The 16,079-nt window shown below is 63.7% G+C and carries 17 protein-coding genes and 1 pseudogene; 7 read left to right on the plus strand and 11 right to left on the minus strand.

Going from position 1 to position 16,079, the window contains the following annotated elements; all coding sequences use genetic code 11:
- Window positions 1-2: 2 nt before the first annotated feature.
- Together mazG and CK222_RS13550 are read right to left on the minus strand one after the other, a co-directional pair.
- The gene (gene mazG / locus CK222_RS13545) at window positions 3-827 is read right to left on the minus strand and encodes a nucleoside triphosphate pyrophosphohydrolase (RefSeq protein WP_095800704.1); all 825 of its coding nucleotides are present in this window, start codon (window positions 825-827) and stop codon (window positions 3-5) included.
- 82 nt (window positions 828-909) lie between these two features.
- A complete protein-coding gene (locus CK222_RS13550) occupies window positions 910-2,094 on the minus strand; it encodes an amino acid aminotransferase (RefSeq protein ID WP_095800705.1) in 1,185 nt (394 codons plus the stop codon).
- Between the two features lie 187 nt (window positions 2,095-2,281).
- On the opposite strand from CK222_RS13550, the gene CK222_RS13555 reads away from it, so the two are divergent.
- The 6 genes from CK222_RS13555 to CK222_RS13580 all read left to right on the plus strand — a co-directional run bounded on the left by CK222_RS13555 (window position 2,282) and on the right by CK222_RS13580 (window position 6,353).
- The gene (locus CK222_RS13555) at window positions 2,282-2,803 is read left to right on the plus strand and encodes a sigma-70 family RNA polymerase sigma factor (protein ID WP_245433029.1); all 522 of its coding nucleotides are present in this window, start codon (window positions 2,282-2,284) and stop codon (window positions 2,801-2,803) included.
- Complete coding sequence (locus CK222_RS13560; RefSeq protein ID WP_067321338.1) at window positions 2,800-3,573, plus strand: anti-sigma factor; 774 nt, start codon at window positions 2,800-2,802, stop codon at window positions 3,571-3,573. Before CK222_RS13555 ends, CK222_RS13560 begins: the two co-directional genes overlap by 4 nt.
- A gap of 37 nt (window positions 3,574-3,610) precedes the next feature.
- Window positions 3,611-4,327 (plus strand): Bax inhibitor-1/YccA family protein, encoded by a 717-nt coding sequence (locus tag CK222_RS13565; RefSeq protein ID WP_095800707.1) that lies wholly within the window; start codon window positions 3,611-3,613, stop codon window positions 4,325-4,327.
- A 207-nt stretch (window positions 4,328-4,534) separates the two neighbouring features.
- Window positions 4,535-5,410: an aldose 1-epimerase family protein gene (locus tag CK222_RS13570; RefSeq protein WP_095800708.1), complete on the plus strand. Its 876-nt coding sequence runs from the start codon at window positions 4,535-4,537 to the stop codon at window positions 5,408-5,410.
- Between the two features lie 3 nt (window positions 5,411-5,413).
- Window positions 5,414-5,824, plus strand: coding sequence for a hypothetical protein (locus tag CK222_RS13575; protein ID WP_095800709.1), 411 nt, complete (start codon window positions 5,414-5,416; stop codon window positions 5,822-5,824).
- Window positions 5,825-5,960: 136 nt separating this feature from the next.
- A complete protein-coding gene (locus CK222_RS13580; RefSeq protein WP_067321329.1) occupies window positions 5,961-6,353 on the plus strand; it encodes a GFA family protein in 393 nt (130 codons plus the stop codon).
- A 23-nt stretch (window positions 6,354-6,376) separates the two neighbouring features.
- Here CK222_RS13580 and CK222_RS13585 read toward each other — a convergent pair whose 3' ends face one another.
- Window positions 6,377-7,894 carry a winged helix-turn-helix domain-containing protein gene (locus CK222_RS13585; RefSeq protein ID WP_245307411.1) on the minus strand — a complete coding sequence of 506 codons (1,518 nt, stop codon included), beginning with the start codon at window positions 7,892-7,894 and terminating at the stop codon, window positions 6,377-6,379.
- 204 nt (window positions 7,895-8,098) lie between these two features.
- On the opposite strand from CK222_RS13585, the gene CK222_RS13590 reads away from it, so the two are divergent.
- Window positions 8,099-8,335 carry a hypothetical protein gene (locus tag CK222_RS13590; RefSeq protein ID WP_095800710.1) on the plus strand — a complete coding sequence of 79 codons (237 nt, stop codon included), beginning with the start codon at window positions 8,099-8,101 and terminating at the stop codon, window positions 8,333-8,335.
- A 127-nt stretch (window positions 8,336-8,462) separates the two neighbouring features.
- On the opposite strand, the pseudogene CK222_RS13595 reads toward CK222_RS13590, so the two are convergent.
- The 8 genes and pseudogenes from CK222_RS13595 to CK222_RS13630 all read right to left on the minus strand — a co-directional run.
- A pseudogene (locus tag CK222_RS13595) lies at window positions 8,463-8,999 on the minus strand (arginase family protein); the annotation flags it as partial.
- A gap of 90 nt (window positions 9,000-9,089) precedes the next feature.
- Complete coding sequence (locus CK222_RS13600) at window positions 9,090-9,725, minus strand: chloramphenicol phosphotransferase (protein WP_176477635.1); 636 nt, start codon at window positions 9,723-9,725, stop codon at window positions 9,090-9,092.
- 66 nt (window positions 9,726-9,791) lie between these two features.
- A complete protein-coding gene (locus tag CK222_RS13605; protein ID WP_095800711.1) occupies window positions 9,792-10,613 on the minus strand; it encodes an MBL fold metallo-hydrolase in 822 nt (273 codons plus the stop codon).
- Between the two features lies 1 nt (window position 10,614).
- On the minus strand, window positions 10,615-11,409 hold the full coding sequence (locus CK222_RS13610) for a TatD family hydrolase (RefSeq protein ID WP_095800712.1): 795 nt from the start codon (window positions 11,407-11,409) through the stop codon (window positions 10,615-10,617).
- Window positions 11,409-12,956 (minus strand): methionine--tRNA ligase, encoded by a 1,548-nt coding sequence (metG, locus tag CK222_RS13615; protein ID WP_095800713.1) that lies wholly within the window; start codon window positions 12,954-12,956, stop codon window positions 11,409-11,411. The genes CK222_RS13610 and metG overlap by 1 nt, the downstream gene beginning before the upstream one ends.
- Before the next feature lie 134 nt (window positions 12,957-13,090).
- Window positions 13,091-14,146 (minus strand): DNA polymerase III subunit delta', encoded by a 1,056-nt coding sequence (locus tag CK222_RS13620; RefSeq protein ID WP_095800714.1) that lies wholly within the window; start codon window positions 14,144-14,146, stop codon window positions 13,091-13,093.
- A complete protein-coding gene (tmk, locus tag CK222_RS13625) occupies window positions 14,143-14,817 on the minus strand; it encodes a dTMP kinase (RefSeq protein WP_095800715.1) in 675 nt (224 codons plus the stop codon). Before tmk ends, CK222_RS13620 begins: the two co-directional genes overlap by 4 nt.
- A 72-nt stretch (window positions 14,818-14,889) precedes the next feature.
- Window positions 14,890-16,068 carry a D-alanyl-D-alanine carboxypeptidase family protein gene (locus CK222_RS13630; protein WP_095800866.1) on the minus strand — a complete coding sequence of 393 codons (1,179 nt, stop codon included), beginning with the start codon at window positions 16,066-16,068 and terminating at the stop codon, window positions 14,890-14,892.
- Between the last annotated feature and the right edge of the window lie 11 nt (window positions 16,069-16,079).

Genomic DNA, 16,079 nt, shown 5'->3' on the forward strand with positions numbered 1-16,079 from the left:
GCTTATCTTGCGTTTTTGGCCCGCTGCCAGAGGGTTTCCATCTCGTCCAAAGTCGCCTGTTCCAATGACCTCCCGGAAGCCTCCAACTCCCGCTCGACATAATGGAAGCGCGAGCGGAACTTCTCGTTGGTGCCGCTCAGCGCGGCTTCGGCATCAAGTCTCAAATGGCGGCCGAGATTGACGACGGCAAACAGCATGTCGCCGAACTCATCCTTGATGGGTGCCGCGTCGCCCGTGACCAGCGCCTCGCGCAGCTCGCCGATCTCTTCCTCTATCTTGTCGAGGATGGGTGCTGCCTCGCTCCAGTCGAAGCCGACGCGCGCAGCCTTCTCCTGCAGCTTCAACGCGCGGGTCAGCGCAGGGAGCGCAACCGGCACGCTATCGAGATAGCCCTTGCCGTGATCTTCCGGGTCGAGGCCGCGCGCGATGCGGGCGTTGCGCTTGTCGGCCTTCTCCACCGCCTTGATCTTCTCCCACATGCCCTTGGCCATGCCGGCGCTGCGCGCCTTCTCGTCGCCGAAGACATGCGGGTGACGGCGGATCATCTTGGTGGTGATCGCCTCGACAACGTCGCCGAACGCGAACTCGCCAATCTCCTGCGCCATCTGCGCGTGGTAGACGACCTGCAGCAGAAGGTCGCCCAGTTCCTCTCGCAGATCGTCGAAGTCGCCGCGCGCGATCGCATCCGCCACTTCATAGGCTTCCTCGATCGTGTAGGGGGCGATGGTGGAAAAGTTCTGCTCGATGTCCCAGGGGCAGCCGGTCTTCGGCGCTCTGAGTGCCGCCATGATCTCGATCAGACGGGAGATGTCTTTGGAGGGTTTCATGCAACAAACCCTAGCGCGCGCCGCGGCGGGCGACCAATCCCGCCGGCTGGCAAAAGCCGATTGTCCACAGTTGCGCCGGCACTCAGTCGAGCACCGAAACGATCGCCTTGGCGAGCTCGTCCATGCCGTCCTCAGGCAGACCTGCCACATTGATGCGGCTGTCACCCACCATATAGACGGCGTGCTCGGTGCGCAGACGCTCAACCTGCGCTTCGGTGAGCCCCAGGCGGGAGAACATGCCGCGATGGCTGGCGACGAAATCGAAGCGATCGGAGTTGGATTGCCGGCGCAACGCCTCGGCGAAGGCGACACGCAGCCTGAGCATGCGCAGCCGCATCTCCTCGAGTTCCGTCTCCCAGACCTTCTTCAGATCGGCGTCTTCCAGCACCATGCGTACGGCCGCAGCGCCATGGTCCGGCGGCATCGAATAGAGCGCTCGCGCCGCTGCCAGCATCTGGCTCATAGCCACGTCGGCCTGTGCGCCGTCCTTGGCCATGATCATGGCGGAACCGACGCGGTCGCGATAGACGGCGAAATTTTTCGAGCAGCTCGAGGCGACGACCATCTCGGGCACCTTGCCGGCGAGCAGCCGCAGGCCGGCGGCATCGGCGTCGAGCCCTTCGCCAAAGCCCTGATAGGCGATGTCGACGAAAGGCAGCAGGCCGCGCTCAAGCAGAACGTCGGCAACCTTCGCCCATTGCGCAGCATCCAGATTGGCGCCGGTCGGGTTATGGCAGCAGCCATGCAGCAGCGCGACATCCCCGCTAGTGGCGGTCTTGAGCGCCGCCAGCATGTCGTCGAAACGGACAGCGCCGGAAACAGCGTCGAAATAAGGATAGTCGCGCACCTGTAGGCCGGCGGCGCGCATCACCGGCAGGTGGTTCGGCCAGGTCGGATCGGAGAGCCACACCGTCGCGCCCGGCCGCGTGCGCTGCAGAAGCTCGGCCACCAGCCTGAGGGCGCCCGATCCGCCCGGCGCCTGCGCTGCGCGGATGCGCGAATGATCGGCGTTATCGCCGAAGGCAAGCCTGATCATGGCGGCGTTGAAGCCGATGTCGCCGGCGAGGCCGAGATAGGTCTTGGTGTCCTGGCCCGCGAGCAGCCGCTTCTCAGCCTCGCGCACGGCCCGCATCACCGGCGTCCTGCCGTTACGATCCTTGTAGACGCCGACGCCCAGGTCGACTTTGCCGGGGCGCGTGTCGGCGTGGTAAAGGCCGATCAACGCAAGGATCTTGTCGGCGGGCGCGGGCTGCAGGGTCTCGAACATCGATAGGGCTCCAGTGGCGGCGGAGTGATACGCAAATCGGCCGCGCTTCGCCAGCGGTTTCCTCCATATGCCGCTCGGGCGCTCGCTCACCCGAGGCCGGCGCAACTCCTCGCGGGAATCGCAAAAAGAAACGGCAGCCAGGGATTAAAATCCCCACATGCTCCGTAAACAGGGCATGAAACGGTCGATGGCACGCTTCGATATCGTCGGGCAGTTGGGATCGCTGCGGCGCTACGCGCGCTCGCTGACGCGCGACAGCGCCGATGCCGAGGATCTGGTCCATGACGCGCTGGTGCGCGCCTATGAGCGGCGCGGCACCTTTCGCTCGGGCGGCAACCCGCGCGCCTGGCTGCTGGCGATCCTGCACAACATCTTCATCGACCGCATGCGCTCGCGGCGGTCCGAGACAGCGCGCATCGAGCAGGCAGGCCGTCTCGCCGAGCAAAACATGCCGGCGTCCCAGGACCATTCGGTGCGCCTTTCGCAGGTGCGCGAAGCCTTCCTGTCGCTGCCGGAAGAGCAGCGCGCCGCGCTGCATCTCGTCGCCATCGAAGGGTTGAGCTACGCAGAGGCCGCCGAGGTCAGTGGCGTCCCGCTCGGAACCCTGATGTCGCGCATCGGCCGCGCTCGTGCGGCGCTGCGCGAGATGGAGGAGGGCGCTCCGGCGCGCGGCAAAAATCACCTGAGGCTCGTGGGAGGTGAATCATGACCGCCATCGTCGATCCGGTGACCGATGCCGATCTCGACGCCTATGTCGATGATCAGCTCGACGTCGCCCGCCGCATCGAGGTCGAGGCGTTCCTGTCCGCTCGTCCCGAAGTGGCCGCGCGTGTGATGTCGGATCTCAGAACGCGCGACGAGTTGCGCGTGGCGCTGGCCGGGCCAGGCGCAATGGCGCGCCCGGCGACGACCGACGCGGCGCGTCGGCTGGAAAGGGTGCTTGCCAGGGACCGAGCCTTTTCCGTGCTGCAGCGCGCCGCGGCCGCCGCTGTGCTGGTGGCGGCAGGGTGGCTTGCGAACGGCGTCTTCGGGCCGATCGCCGTCAGCAAGGTGGTCGCCTCGACGCAGCCGCCCGCCTATGTCGAGGAAGCGGTGAGCGCGCACCGGACGACGCTGGTGCGTGAGACGATGCCGTCCCAGGCCGAGGCGCCGAATTACAATGCCGACGAGATCCGCGCCGCGACCGCGATCGTCATGCCGTCATTGCCCGACGACTGGCGGATCCGCGATGTTCAGATCTATCCGTCGCGGTTCGGGCCGAGCGTCGAGATGGCACTCGAAACGAAGGACCTCGGGCTGGTGTCGCTGTTTGCGATCAGGCCAGGCACGTTCGACGTCGTGAAGCCCACCGTCGCGCCCTTGGGCGATATCTCGTCCGCCTATTTCCAGATCGGCGAGGTCGCTTACGCCGTCGTCGGACAAGGCGATGCCGGCGATCTCGACCGGGCCGCCGAAAAGCTCGCCCGCACTCTCTATTGAAGCAGCCAATCGAACCGACCAACCAAGGAGAAACGAAATGAACAGCCCTAATCTTGGATACCGAATGGGCACCGGCGTCCGGGCCGGTGCCCTCTATGACGAGGGCCTGCGCCGGCACATGCTGCGCGTCTACAACTATATGGGCCTCGGGCTCGTCGTCACCGGCCTCGTCGCCCTTGTTGTGGCCTCGACGCCGGCGCTCTACGTCCCGATCTTCTCCACGCCGCTGAAATGGGTGGTGATGCTGGCGCCGCTCGCCTTCGTCATGTTCTTCTCCTTCAAGATGCAGACGATGTCGGCGGCGAGCGCGCAGGCGATGTTCTGGGCCTTCTGCGCGGTCATGGGCCTGTCGCTGGCTTCCGTGTTCCTGGTGTTCACCGGCACCAGCATCGCGCGCACCTTCTTCATCGCCGCCACCATGTTCGGCGCCACCAGCCTCTACGGCTACACGACCAGGCGCGACCTGACGCAGTTCTCGTCCTTCCTGATCATGGGCCTGATCGGCGTGGTGATCGCGAGCCTCGTCAACCTGTTCCTCGGCTCGACCGCGCTGCAGTTCGCCATCTCCGTGATCGGCATCGCGGTCTTCATCGGCCTGACCGCCTGGGACACGCAGACGATCAAGGAGCAGTATGCCGAGAATTTCGACGCGGAATCGCAACAGAAGCTCGCCGTCTTCGGCGCCTTCTCGCTGTATCTGAACTTCATCAACATCTTCCAGCTGTTGCTGAATTTCACCGGCGAACGCGAATAGTCCGGACCGTAGCAGGCAACAGCTTCGAACCGTGGCCGACGGGTAAACCGCTGGCCACGGTTTGTCTTTTGGCATCGTGTCTGGCGTGGCAACGCTGTCGGTCGTTTGCGGCGGCTGCTTGAGGGGATGCCGCACTGCCTGCTGCCCTTGAGTTCAGGCGAGGCCTTTTGCTAGCCTGCCGGCCCGACCAGCCAGTCGCGAGGACGCATGGACCAGCTGACGCTTGACGGTGACGGCATCTCGGCGACGGTTGTCGGGCAGGGGGCGGAGCTGGTCTCCTTGCGCGATGCCGAAGGCGCGGAACTTCTGTGGCAGGCGGGGCCTGAATGGCGGCGTCATTCGCCGGTGCTGTTTCCGATAGTCGGCCGGCTGAAAGGCGACCAGTTGCGCCATCGCGGCAAAGCCTATCCAATGACGCAGCATGGCTTCGCCCGCGACAGGCGCTTTGCCTGGGCGGAGCAGGGACCTTCCTCCTGCACGCTGGTCCTGACCGATGACACCGAGACCCGCACCCGCTACCCATTCGCCTTTCGGCTGGCCATAAGCTACAGCCTCGGCCCCCGCCAGCTTGGCGTGACCTTCGAGGTCGCCAACACAGGCGACGAGGTGCTGCCGGCCTCGGTCGGCGCCCATCCGGCCTTCAACTGGCCTTTGCTGCCGGAATTGCCCAAGGAAGCCTACCGGCTGACCTTTGCCGACGATGAACCTGCGCCGATACGACGCCTGAAGGACGGGCTGATGCTGCCGACGCCGCAGCCAACGCCCGTCGAGGGCAAGACGCTTGCCCTCTCCGAGCGGCTGTTCGATGACGACGCCGTCATTCTGGACCGGCCCGCCAGCACCAGCGTGCGCTATGCCGCCGGGCGGGGGCCGGCGATCGAAATGTCGTGGCAGGGATTCAACGAATTGGGCATCTGGTCCAAGCCCGGCGGCGCGCCGTTCCTCTGCATCGAGCCCTGGCATGGCGTTGCAAGCCCGGTCGATTTCGACGGCGAATTCGCCGACAAGCCGGGCGTGATGCTGATCCCGCCAGGCGCCAAGCGCAGGCTGACCTACCGGATCACCATCAGCCGGGATGCGTAAGGCATGGCGTTCGCGATCAAGGCCGAGGTCAAGGATCCGCTGGCCGAGACATTCTCATTCGCGGCGCAGAAAACCATGTATGGCGGCAAGCATATCGCCGAAGGCGACACGATCTTTGTGTTCGCCAGCGAAAACGAAGCCGGACAGGGGCTGGTCGCACGGGGCGTTGTCACGTCATCCGAGGCCATTCCCAAAAGATCCGACCGCGAACGGCAGACGCCGCGCGTCAGTGTTGCCATCCGCCGCACCGCATTGGCAACGCGGCGATTGGGTCGGGACGAGCTCAAGCGGTTCAAGGACTGGAGCGATGGCAGGCCCGAGACCGAGCTCAACTTCAAATTCTATCGCCAGCCGACGAACAAGATCGTCAGCCTCTCGCATGGGACGGCGGCTTTTCTCGATGGGTTTTTCTAAGACGGCAAGCCACGGATCAAATCGATCTCTATGGAATCCGGCTTTTGAGAGCCACGCAAGCGAGACGTCTCAGCCTTGGACGCCTGGGCGAGTTCGCTGCTAACGTTCCACCGCACGGCTTTGAAGGAGACGCAACATGGACCAATTCACCGGCGGCTGCCTGTGTCGCAATGTCCGGCTTGTGGCGTCGGGCCGCCCATACAGGGTCTGCATCTGCCATTGTCTCGATTGCCGCAAACATCATGGCGCGCTTTTCTATGCCTCGGCGGTATTCCCTCAGGACGCGGTTACGATCGACGGTGAGACGCGCGAGTATGCCGGGCGGTTTTTCTGTCCGCGCTGCGGTTCGTCCGTTTTCGCACGCACCGCGGACGAGATCGAAGTGCATCTCGGGACCCTGGACGCCCCAGACCAGCTAGCCCCGACCTACGAAAGCTGGATCATCCGTCGCGAGTCGTGGCTGCCGCCGTTTCCAGTCAGCAAGCGATACGAGCGCGATCGCGAGGCGACGAGCCGCTTCGAAGAATAGGTCGCGCCATTCCTTTCTGGCCGTCAGTCCGGAAGCCCGGCCTTGCGGAACCCGTCAACGAAATGCTCGAGCATCGCGTCGTCGCGGAACGGCTCGGTCCAGACCCAGTGGCTGGTCGTGAAATGCGGGTTGGCGATAAGGAACATCTCGACCTCCGCGCGCGCCTCTTCGAACCGGCCGAGCTGCGCAAGGCTTGCCGCCAGGAAACGGCGTGAGCTGGTCCGATAGGTCTCGTCCCGGCGCAGCGTCTCGATGGCGGCTTCATAGTCGCGGGCCGCATATTGCGCGGCGCCGAGCGTGAGATAGTACCAACTCGGCGGAAACGGGTTCAGCCGGAACGCCTTGCGAATGTGCTCAAGGCCTTCCTCGATCCGCCCGGCTAGGACCTCGATATCGGACAATGTCGCCCAGGCGTCGGCCTCGTTCGGATCGAGCTCGAACGCTCTGGCGAATTCGGCATCCGCCTCGCCGAAGCGATGCTCATAGGCAAGCAGGTTGGCAAGCACCCAGCGGCAGCCGGCGTCGTTGGGGTCGATCGTCACGGCTTTGCGGGCCAGCTCCAAGGCAATGCTCCGGTTGGGGTCGACGGGCTCGCCCCAATGCACCCATCCCATCCAATGGTTCATGGCGAGCCAGCGATAGGCCTCAGCATATTCCGGATCGAGCGAGACCGCGCGCGTCAGCATCAGATGCGCCTCCCGCGCCGTCTGAGGCGAGTCGTCGATCAGTTTTCGCGCCCGCACGCACAAGTCGTAGGCCTCGAGATTCTTGGGCCGATTGCGCGGCGGCTGCGTGCGCAGCCGGCCGAGCAGCGCCTCCACGATCTTGGCCGTTACCTCGTCCTGGACCGCAAAAATATCTTCCAGACTGCGATCGAAGCGTTCCGCCCACAGATGTTCACCGCTCACCGCGTCGACAAGCTGCGCGTTGATACGTACACGCCCCGCGGCGCGCCTTGCGCTCCCCTCAAGCAGGTAGCGCACGCCAAGGTCCTCGGCGATCGCGCGCACATCCATCGGCTTTCCCTTGTAGACGAAGACCGAGTTGCGCGCGATGACGAACAGTCCCGCGTTCCTGGACAGGTCAGTGATCAGGTCTTCGGTCAACCCGTCCGCGAAGGATTCCTGCTCGGGATCATTGCCGAAATTGACGAAGGGCAGCACGGCTATCGAAGGCTTGCCGGGCAGTGGCAAAGGTTTTCGTGTCGTCTCGCCAAGCTGTTCGATGACCCCCGTGAAGCGATAGCCGACGCGCGGCACCGTAGCGATCCATTCACCGCCGTCGGCGGCGGGGCCGAGCAGCTTTCTGAGCTGCGCGATCTGGACGGTGAGGTTGCCTTCCTCGACGGCCGTGCCCGGCCATGCCGCGTCCATCAGCTCGGCCTTGGCCAGGATTTCGCCGGGACGTTCCACGAGCGCGGCAAGCAGCTTCAGCCCCCGATAGCCGGCGGCCACGGGGACATCGTTCCGAAGCAACGTTCCCGCAGCTGAATCAAGCACGTACGGGCCGAAGGCAAAGCGCGATCCCTGCATGCGGCGCATCTATAGAGCAATTCCAGGAAAAGTGTGAGACGGGTAGAGCAGTTCGTCATGTCCGATGAACCGCTCAGGCCGATTTGGAAGTTTTGAGAACTATTTGGATGCGCTTAATTACGGCGCAGCCCGCATCCTGCAGAATCCAACCTCATTCAGGTGGAAGGCCCCAACTCGAAAAGCATGGGGCCGCAAACCATAGGAGGTGTTGCCATGAACGACACGTTTGCATCGATCCCGCAGCTGGCAACGCTGGTCGGGCAGGCATCGCGCCGGCGCTACAGCCTGCAGACCCTGCGAGGCATGATCGCGGCCCGGCGCGAGCAGATACGGTTTCGCTGGGATCTGAAGCGGATATCAGAGGCCAACCCGCATCTGATCGACGATATCGGACTGACGAAACAGCAGGCCGAGGAAGAGATCGGAAAGCTGCCCTTCTGGCAAAGATAAACGCGGATGTGGCGTCAACGCTGATGCCGGCAGCGCAGTCCCACCGGGTAGGGTGGTCCGGCATGAGCTCGAAGCGACATCGGTCGGCCATAACGGGGAATCTCGTCGGGGCATCAGGCCATCTGAGTTAAACCTGCCGGACGACAGTGCCGATGACATTGACGAGAAGCCGGGCTGCAGTCAGCGCCGACAGGCCGTCAAGGTCGGCAGGCGGATAGAATTCGACCAGATCAAATCCTGCGATCCTGGCCCGCTTGCCGAGGCCGGCGATCAGGTCGATCGCCTGGGTGTAGGTGAGGCCGCCTGGCGTGCGCGCCGCCACGCCCGGCATGATGCTGGGATCGAGGCCGTCGCAGTCGAAGGTCACGACGACGCGCGCGCCGTCCGGAATGTGGCTGAGAGCTGCGTCGACGCCCTGGGCATGGAGCTCGCGGGCAGTCACAAAGCGGCTGCCATAGCGTCGCGCCGCTTCGATTTCAGCCAGGCGTGCGCTGCCGACGCTGCGCAGGCCGACTTGCACGAGGCCGGCGATATGCGGCATCTCGCTCGCCCGGCGCATCGGGCTCGAATAGCCGTAGCGTTCGCCATCGACCTCGTCGCGCCAGTCGATATGCGCGTCGATCTGCAGGATCCAGACCGGCCCGTGACCGGCAAAGCCGGCAATAGTCCGAATGTGAGCGCTCGCAGCGAGGGCACGTCGATAGGATCGCTTTATCCTCTACGTGATCCATATCAGAAAGTCGCATAAGATAGATTATGGAACTGACACATCCAGCACGAAGCTGGTTTTGCTACGGTCCTCCTGAGCTTCCCATCCGCACTTCAAAGGCGTCAACGAGGTCCTTGATGTGTTCGTGACCGCCTCCGCCGCGCTGATCGCTGTTACGTCGATCGTCAGGCTGCTCGGGTGCTTCGGGTCAAGGACAGCGACTGTCCGGCTGCGGCGGCGCGCCGCTTCCGGATCGATAGACTTGAGACGGTCACGTCGAGTTGGCGACATCACGCGACGAACCAGTTCGGCCTCTTCGCAAAGCAAGCGCACAGGCACGAAGTGAGCGCCTCGTCGATCCGACGCATCTTTCATCTGCTGGTAGGACGCGAGGCTCCTCGCGTCTCCTTGGATGCCGGAGTTCGTGAAGATGAAGTTGGCGGCGGGAGGACAAAGTGTTGCCACGGTGTCCAACACAGCCTGACGGACCTTGGCGGTCTGCTCCCAGACGGCATCAGGCAATGTGCGGCGACCGTCATCGGCAAGCAGTGCCAATATAGGATTGTTGATCCAGTGATTGTCGATGGCCTGGCCGGAAAGTGCCGTTACGAGTTCCCGTGCGATCGTCAGCTTGCCGACGCCAGGGAAACCGAGCAGCAGAACAAACACATTCTGAACCATCGATCAGTTTCCGAAGCACCAAAGAGAATCGGATTGACGACTAAGCGCCAAAGTGAACAGGCGTCTTTATCGCACTGATTCACAAGGAATTTCGATCGTCATGCCGTCATAGGCCGGCACCACGTGGTCCGGCGTCTCGGCCATCACGGCGGCATAGTCCAGCGGCACATGCATATGCGTCAGCACCGCGTTTTTCGGCGAGAGCTTCTCGATCCAGCCCAGTGCCTCGGCAAGCGACAGATGGCTCGGATGGCTGTTGTACTGCAGCGCGTCGATAACCAGCACGTCAAGGTCTTCAAGGCGTCCCGCGGTGGCAGCTGGAAAGTCGCTGATATCGGGGCAATAGGCGATCCCGCCAATGCGGAAACCGAGCGAAATGATGTCGCCATGGATCTGCGGCAGCGGCTCAAGGGTGAGGGGACCCCCCTCGCCTTCGATCACCACCGGCCTGGCATGGTCTATGAGATGCGGCCTTACGATCGGTGGATAGGAACTGCCCGGGGGCGTCTCGAAGCAGTAGCCGAACGCCTGGCGCAGCCGCAGCATGGTCGGCTGGTCGGCATGGATATCGATACGACGGCGTTGCTCGAGCACGAAGCCGCGCAGATCATCGATGCCGTGAATGTGGTCGGCATGCGGATGGGTATAAACCACCGCGTTGATGTGCTTGACCGAAGCAAGCAGCATCTGGGCACGGAAATCCGGTCCGGTGTCGATGACGACGGTGGTGCGGCCGCCATTCCCTGCGATCCGCTCGACAAGAGCAGCCGTGCGCATGCGGCGGTTCTTCGGATTGGCCGGATCGCAATTGCCCCAGTCGCCGGTGATGCGCGGCGTACCGGGCGACGAGCCGCAGCCGAGAATGGTGAGGCGCAGCTGGTCGCCCATGTCAGGCCGCCGTCACGTCCGGTCGCGGCATCTTGGTAAACAGCCGGAAGACATTGTCGGTGGTGATGTCGGCGATCTCCGCCTCGCTGACGCCGATGGTCTCGGCCAGCACCTTCGCCGTATTCGCGACATAGGCGGGCTCATTGCGTTTTCCCCGATGCGGGATTGGCGCAAGATAAGGCGCGTCGGTCTCGACCAGCAGCCGTTCGCGCGGCACATCTGCGGCAATCGCGCGCAACTCGGTCGAGTTCTTGAAGGTCAGGATGCCTGAGAAGGAGACATAGCCGCCCAGCGCCACGCCGACTTCCGCCAACCGACGCCCGGACGAAAAACAATGCAGGATGAAGGGGAAAGCGCCCTTCCCTGTCTCCTCCTCGAGAATCGCCGCCATGTCGCCGTCGGCGTCGCGCGAATGGATGACCAGCGGCAGGCCGGTCCGGCGCGCGGCGGCGATGTGAGTGCGGAAGCCTTGCGCCTGTGCCTCGCGCGGCGCGCGGTCGTAGAAATAGTCCAGGCCGGCTTCGCCGATCGCCACCACCTTGGGATGGTCGGAAAGCCGTACCAACTCCTCTGCGGTCACATCGAGCTCTTCCGCCGCATTGTGCGGATGAGTACCAACTGAGCAATAGACCTCTCTAAAAGCTTCAGCGATTTGAAGGAGTTGCTGAAAACGCTTCACGCGCGTTGAGATCGTCACCATGCGGCCGATCCCGGCTGCGAGAGCGCGGGCGACGATAGCCGCCCGCTCCTCGGCAAAATCCGGAAAATCGAGATGGCAGTGACTGTCGACAAGCATCAGGCTTTGGTGTCCTGCTCGACGTAGCGGGGAAACACGCCCTCAGGCACCGGCAGCGCCGTGCCGGGCACCAGCGCATGGTCTGCGTGGACATGCGCGAAATTGCGCTTGTCCGCCGGCACCGCCAGCAGGTCGAGCAGCCTCGCCGCCGATCCGGGAATGAATGGCTGGCAAAGCACCGTCACGCGCCGGACAAGCTCGGCCGTCGTCCACAGCACCGTCTCCATGCGCTCCGGATCGGTCTTGCGCAGCGCCCAGGGCTCCTGCGACGCGAAGTATCGGTCGGCGTCGGCCACCACGCCGAAGATCGCCGCCAGCGCCAGATGGATGCCCTGCTCCGCCATCGCTCTGCGCGCCACCGCAAGCACCTCCACCGCCTGGTCGAGGATCGCCGCGTCGGCTTCGGTGAGCTCGCCGCGCTTCGGCACCGTGCCGCCGCAGTTCTTGGCGATCATCGACAGCGAACGCTGCGCCAGATTGCCGAGGCCGTTGGCGAGATCGGCATTGGTGCGGTTGACGATCGCTTCGTGACTGTAGCTGCCGTCCTGCCCGAACGGCACCTCGCGCAGGAAGAAATAGCGTACCTGGTCGAGCCCGTAATGCTCGATCATGGCAAACGGATCGACGACATTGCCGACCGATTTGGACATCTTCTCGCCGCGGTTGAACAGGAAGCCGTGGGCGAAGACGCGCTTCGGCAATTCTATGCCGGCCGACATCAGGAAAGCCGGCCAGTAGACTGCGTGGAAGCGCACGATGTCCTTGCCGATAACATGCGTCGCCGGCCAGTAGCGCCATTGCTCAGATTTGGTGTCGGGATAGCCAGCGGCCGTGATGTAGTTGGTCAGTGCGTCGACCCAAACATACATCACGTGCTTGTCGTTGCCCGGTACAGGCACGCCCCATTTGAACGTGGTGCGCGAGATCGACAGATCCTTCAAGCCGGACTTGACGAAGCTGATTACTTCGTTGCGGCGCTCCGCTGGACCAATGAAGTCGGGCCGGCTCTCATAAAGTGCCAGCAATTTGTCCTGATAGGCGGAAAGCCGGAAGAAGTAGCTTTCCTCCTCGTTCCATTCAACCGGCGAGCCAAGCGGCTCGCGGCGCACGCCGTCGTCGCCGAGCGTGGTTTCGCTCTCGTCGAAATAGGCTTCCTGGCGGACCGAATACCAGCCGCTGTAGCGATCAAGATAGATGTCGCCATTGGCGGCCATCGCCTTCCAGATCGCTTGGCAGGATGCGTAGTGACGTTGTTCGGTCGTGCGGATGAATTCGTCGTTTGCGCCGCCGACTGTCTCGGTCATCAAGCGGAAGATTGCCGAATTGCGGTCGGCGAGCTCTATCGGCGCGATGCCTTCCTTCTCGGCCGTCTGCTGCATTTTGAGGCCATGCTCGTCGGTGCCCGTGAGGAAGAACACATCCTTGCCGTCGAGACGCTGGAAGCGGGCCAGCGCGTCGCTGGCGATGACCGTATAGGCATGGCCGATGTGCGGCTTGCCATTCGGATAGAAAATCGGCGTGGTCAGGTAGAATTTTTCGCGTGACATGAATGAACCGTCATGAAGGTCTGAATGTGAGTTGTGGCGGTGGATAAACTATCGGCATGGCGATTGCCATCCCGATGCATGCCGCCCAAAAGTGGTGCCCGGTTTTGGGGCAGCGGCATGCACTAAGAAAACCGTCACATTCGCATCACAGAATTCAGGCGGTCGATCATGGTCAGGGCGTGCTGCTTCTTGTCGAGATTGTAGGTCTCTGCCTCAGATATCGTGTTCACGGCCTCGTGCCAAGCGTCGGACAGCGTTTTGGCCCTGGCGAGGTCGCCAGTCAAAGCCGCTTCGCTGGCGGCGGCCGACAGCAGATCGAGCGCGCGGCGGTTGAAGATATCGAATTGGATCGCCTGGTCGCGGCCGGCAACGGCTTCGGCAAGCCGGTGGGCAGCGGCAATGTCCGGCTTTTGCGCCGCCACCAGCGCGTCGAGCGCACCGGCGATTTCCAGCCCGCCATACTGGGTAAGCAGGATTGCGTTGCGCGCGCTGCCCCCTGCCCGCTCGGCCAAAGCCGCGCGCGCCGACGGATCGACCGGCGGCGGCGGCTCGATGCCTTCCAGCACACCCATCAATTCGTCCGGCGCAAGCGGCGTCAGCCGCACCATCTGACACCGCGACCGGATCGTCGGCAAGAGGCTGCCCGGCGCATGGACGATGAGGATGAACAGGGTGCGCGCCGGAGGCTCTTCAAGATTCTTGAGCAAGGCATTGGCGGCATTGGTGTTCATGTCGTCGGCCGGATCGACGATGACGACGCGGTAGCTGCCGTCATGCGAGGTCATCGACAGGAAGCGGCTGACCTTGCGTATCTCGTCGACGGTTAGCACCGTCTTGAAGCTTTTGGTCTTGTCGTTGGCCGGACGGGTGAGATGCAGCACCGAAGGATGCGCGCCGGTAGCGATCTGGCGAAACAGCGACGAGGCCGGGTCTGGAACGGCCAGCGCTTCGGGCGCAGCCGCAAAATTGGGATGTCTAAGAAGGTGGTGCGCCAGGTGGAAGGCGAGTGTGGCCTTGCCGATGCCGTGCGGCCCGGCGAGGATCAGCGCATGCGGCAGCTTGCCGGCGCGGTAAGCGGTGGCAAGCATGCCCGCCGTCTGCGCGTGGCCGATCAGCCGCGAAGTTTCCGATGGCTCGGGAACGCCGTCCAACGTGTCGTGCTGTTCGGGGGCGATGCGTTCGAAGATCATGCAGGCGCCGTCTGCTTCCTTTGCACCGGCATCCGCTTTTCCAGCACCGCGAACACGGCCGCGGTGACGACGTTTTCCACCGTTTCGGGATCGGCCGACGCATCGATCACTATGCAGCGATCCGGCTCCGCCTCGGCGATCGCCAGGAAAGCCTCCCGCCGTCGCTGGTGGATGGCCACAGTCTCCTTCTCGAAGCGATCGGCGCTGTCGCCGGCGCCACGGCGTGCCGCCGCGCGCTTCAGACCTTCGGCCGGATCAATGTCGAAGATCAGAGTCATGTCGGGGACCATGCCGTTGATGGCGACCGCCTCCAGCGCTTCCATGAAATGCGGATCGAGCCCGCCGGTAACCCCCTGATAGACGCGCGAGGAATCGATGAAACGGTCGCAAAGCACGATCGTGCCGCGCTCGACCGCCGGCCGGATCACTTGCTCGACATGGTCGGAGCGTGCGGCGGCGAAGAGGATCGCCTCCATCTTCGGGCCGAAGGGCTCGGCGGCCCCGGACAGAAGCACATGTCTCACCGCCTCGGCGCCCGGCGAGCCGCCTGGCTCGCGTGTCACCAGAACCTCGTATTTCTTGGCGCGCATGCGCCGTGCCAGCCGCTCGATCTGCGTCGACTTGCCGGCTCCTTCGCCGCCTTCGAAGGTGATGAAAAATCCGCTCGCCAATCGTGAATGCCTTCGCCCGTGCTGGCCGCTGTCATAGCTCCCGTCCGGCAAAAGGTCCACGAGCCTGCCCGATCACAAATGTTTCTGACGCAGCCAGCCGACAGCCAGTTCCTTGGCGGCGTCAAGCGCACGCTGCGGCAACGTCCCGACCTTCACCGCCTCGGCGGCGAAAAGCGGCGTTCGCTGGCTGAGCGTGTCGCCTATCCAAACGCGCAGCTCCCCGACCGGTTGCCCCTCCTCCACCGGTGCCGCCACCGGGCCGTCATAGACAATCCTGGCGGTCAGCTTGTCGCGGTTGGTTATCGGCAGAAAGATGTCCACCGGGCCCCTGGCTTTCAAGGCCACGCCGGATTTGGCGCCGCCGAAGACTTCGGCTTCGCCCACGACCTCGTCCTTGGCGAAAATCTCCGTCTTCTGGAAGGAGCGCGACCCCCAGTCTAGCAGCTTGCGCGCCTCCTCGGAGCGTTCCCGGTCGCTCGCCAGACCGCTCAGCGCCGCGATCACACGAATGCCGTTGTGGCTGACCGTGCCGACAATGCCGAAGCCGGCGGACTCGCTCGCCCCGGCCACGAAGCCGTCGGCATCGATCCCCATGGCCAAAAGCGGATTGCGGTTCCGCTGGGAGATCTTGTTCCAGGTGAAGTCGGGCTGGCCGTAATAGTGGAAGAACTCGGGATAGTCGCGCCAGATGTGCAGCGCCAGCATCGTGAGTTCCCGTACTGTCGTCTGCTGGCCATCTGCCGGCAACCCGGTCGAATTGACGAAGGTCGATTTCGAGAGACCAAGCTCGCGGGCACGCTCCGTCATCTGCGCGGCGAAATTCGCCTCCGAGCCTGCCATGCCTTCGGCAAGCACGATGCAGCCGTCATTGGCGGCCTGCACGGTCACGCCCTGGATCAGATCCTCGACACGGACCGCCGATTTGAGCTTGGCAAACATCGTCGAGGTGCCCGACGGCGCGCCGCCGGTGCGCCAGGCGTTTTCGCTGACTACGAAAGTATCGTCGAGCGTGATCCGCTTCGATTTGATGGCGTTGAAGACCACCTCCATCGTCATCAGCTTGGCCATCGAAGCCGGCGGGATCGGCTTGTCGGCATCCTTGGCGAAAAGCACCGTGCCGGTATCGGCGTCGATCATGAAGGCCTGGGCCGCCTTGGTCTCGAAAAGCTGCGCGCCGGCCGGGGCTGCCCAAAGCAGTATCACCGCCAGGCCTAGCAATCCGGCGAAAGGCTGAAAGATGCGGAACTGCATGAAATATCGAC

The organism is Mesorhizobium sp. WSM3866 (genome assembly GCF_002294795.1).
Lineage (GTDB): Bacteria > Pseudomonadota > Alphaproteobacteria > Rhizobiales > Rhizobiaceae > Mesorhizobium.